The sequence below is a fragment of the Pirellulales bacterium genome (assembly GCA_036499395.1).
In the GTDB taxonomy this organism is placed as follows: Bacteria; Planctomycetota; Planctomycetia; order Pirellulales; family JACPPG01; genus JACPPG01.
The window spans coordinates 1-1,648 of the sequence record DASYDW010000092.1; the positions used below are offsets into that span (position 1 = coordinate 1).

Sequence of the window (1,648 nt, forward strand, 5' to 3'; positions counted from 1 at the left end):
CGGTGTGGTGAATCTCGATCTTGGCCCCGCGTGGGAATTCAATTTTGGGTATGGCACCGCCCTCACTGCCGGGGGCGACAAGCACTTGGTGAAGATGATTCTCGGGCGGAGGGTGGGGAAATGAGCGCCGGGGGCGGCGTCATCGTTCGTGATTGGGCGATGAGTATTCTATAAATCACGCCGTCGTCGGTGTCGGTCACTGCGCCTTCGCGCGAATCACGGTTCCAAGCGGGTCGCTGATGGTCGGCGAGTGTCGCGGCCTCTCCAGGCCATAAGCGTCTCTGTTGTCTGCCAGCGTTCGACTCGCCGCGTCGTTCACGTCTTGGCTGATGTTACGCAATCACTTATCCCACAACATTTTATGTAGCACGCCGATCAGCGAACCTCGTCTCTGCCACAAAGCCGATTGTTTTTATCGGGATTTGTCTCTAGGTTGGCTCTCGTGCGCGACGTCTCGCACAGCCACCTCGATCATACTCCCATTGTCTCGCACTCCGATCCATCCTCAGCAACTCGCCGCCCCGGTCGCGCCGAGCGGTCTCACAGGGCGCGAACGCGAAGTGCTGGCGCGCATCGCGGTGGGCATGACCAGCAAAGAGATCGCGGCCTCGCTCGGCGTCAGTCTTCGCACCATCAACACCCATCGCGAGCATCTGGCGAAGAAGCTCAACACGTCGTCGGTCGCTGGGATGGTACGGTACGCGATCGAACACGACGTCAACGTCGAACCGTGAGCGCGCCTGCACGACGGTGAGTCCACGTCGGGAAAAAACAACGAGGGCGATCATTGCGATCGCCCTCGTGCTGTCTTCATCCTCGAGTTTCTGGTAAAGCAGTCCGCTATTTCGCTGGGGCAACCTGGCCGAGTCCAATCACCTCGCCGCTCGCGACAACGTGGTCCTTCATGGCGGCGGTGAGTTGGTCGTAGGTGAGGCTCGATTCGGTCGGAATCATCCGGTCGAGCGCGAACACCTGGAAGTGATAGCGATGCTTTGGTCCCGCTGGCGTGCGCGGGCCCATGTACGGCTGCGCAGTCCCGCGAATGTTCGGCCCGAACTGCGCATTCTTCGGCGGATCTTTCATTCCAGGAGCGAGCCTGGTGACCGCCGCGGGAATGTTCACCATGGTCCAATGTAGAATCGGCGCGCCGCGCACCATCGCGTCGCCATCCTGCAAAATGACGGCGAACGATTTCGTCGACGACGGCGCTCCGCCCCACGCCAGGCCTGGGAAGACGTTGCCTTGGTACTGAGTGTTCACGAACGGAATGTCGCCGCCCGGCTGAAACGCCGGCGTCGTCACGGTGAGCTTAGCGCCGCCCTTCGCTGGATAGTTCAGCAGCGCCAACTGCGCCGCACCAGGTTCCGTCGCATTCGGCGGACCTTGGGCGATCAGCGCCGCGGACATCGTCATCGTGAGAAGGGCCGATGCAACACTGGCCGTCATGCGCGTCCTTCGAATCATGTGCTCCTCGCGTCGAGTGTACGGGAATACCGGTGGACGGAAGAACCTGCTCGCACCGCGAACGTTAATCGCTGTACCCCGGCAACAAGTTTCCGAAACGTGCTGAGCTGTGACATTTCGGTAAACGTTCATGCGGCGCTGGAAATGGTACACCAAGCGCCCGCGCCCCGCGCCTAGCACGCTT

At 61.1% G+C, this 1,648-nt stretch carries 2 protein-coding genes; one reads left to right on the forward strand and one right to left on the reverse strand.

Annotation, left to right across the window (positions count from 1 at the left end):
* Positions 1–482: 482 nt before the first annotated feature.
* Positions 483–734 (forward strand): helix-turn-helix transcriptional regulator, encoded by a 252-nt coding sequence (locus VGN12_16655; protein ID HEY4311084.1) that lies wholly within the window; start codon positions 483–485, stop codon positions 732–734.
* A 106-nt stretch (positions 735–840) separates the two neighbouring features.
* Here the strand turns inward: VGN12_16655 and VGN12_16660 are convergent, their stop codons facing one another.
* Positions 841–1,464 carry a YbhB/YbcL family Raf kinase inhibitor-like protein gene (locus tag VGN12_16660; GenBank protein ID HEY4311085.1) on the reverse strand — a complete coding sequence of 208 codons (624 nt, stop codon included), beginning with the start codon at positions 1,462–1,464 and terminating at the stop codon, positions 841–843.
* Between the last annotated feature and the right edge of the window lie 184 nt (positions 1,465–1,648).